1 protein-coding gene is annotated in these 1,142 nt (G+C 46.1%); it reads right to left on the bottom strand.

All coding sequences use genetic code 11. The annotated features are described in order from the left end of the window. Positions 1 to 129 precede the first annotated feature (129 nt). Positions 130 to 1,142 (bottom strand): DUF4912 domain-containing protein (locus tag F6K49_RS51540; RefSeq protein ID WP_293110732.1); only part of this gene is annotated, 1,013 nt, incomplete at its 5' end.

The following is a 1,142-nucleotide window of genomic DNA, read 5'->3' as shown; positions in this document are numbered from 1 at the left end:
TTGCCATACCAATGGGATCCTACCATAGAAGCTGACGCTTCGCGATGCAAAAGCTGATTTGACTTACCCCACCCAACTTATAAAATATCAGTGAAAATTATGGGTGGGGACTGCACTCAATCATTGTGTTCAATTGAACACCATATCAGTATGACATGATGGCGTCTCGCGGATGAACTTCATATTAATTGAGCGAGTTTGCTTGCCATCCGCTGACACTGCCATGATTGGGTAGTCAATCAGAGCATCCTGCAAAGACATCTGGAAGCGGAAGGTACCGTCTGGGTTAATCTTGACCGGAAGTCCATCAATAGTAACGGAAGCATCAGGATCAGTGGTACCATGGATAATTAGCTCCGCATCTGCCAGTAACAACAATTCCGGAGAAGGAGCAGGGGGAGCATAATCCCTCAAACCAGCTCCCGACATGTTTGGAGAAACCCACTTACGAATACCCGAAGGGAAAGCATTGGAAGTTATTGCTGACCTTGGAACTTGCTGCATAGAACTATAAACAGAACCAGCTACTGCCTGAGATTCCCCAGATTGAGTTATGCCAAAGATTTCGCCATAGATAGGGGGATTAGGCATTTCCGAGCTACTCCCATTAGCTGTTTGGCTAGGTGGCAGAAGTTTTAGGACAGTCTTACCCTGTAAATTATCATTCCAGTTGACCGTGATGAATTGGTCTTCCATCCATTTAGAGGGATAGGCTGGGGGGGCATGGATAGGTGCTGAACGGGCCAGAACTAGCCATTGACCATCTTCACAGCGATAACCAATCTCAACTACATAGTCGCGATCGCTAACTGGCATGGGTAGATACCATTCTCGCGCTAGCTCATCACACGGATATTCTTGGATACTATGGGGACTTTGATCATCCAGTTTGATTGCAGTAACATCATAGAGCCTTAGAGCGAGTTGTTGACCTCCCTGAGAGCGCAGTTCTTTTTTATGTTCATTCGGAATCTCCCAATAAGCATAAGACCAATGTGGATCACGAGGCATTAGGACAATCCGGCTTTCACCATAACCTTCTGGTAGCTCTGCTAATCCCTCATCAACAGAAACTAGACTATCACTAGTCGGCTCTTCTTGAGCTAATTCAAACTGGCTTGATTCGTCCTTTGCTTGTGCCT

Source organism: Moorena sp. SIO3I6 (assembly GCF_010672095.1).
Note: the sequence above shows the minus strand (reverse complement) of the source record. Positions and strands in the feature narration are given on the sequence as shown.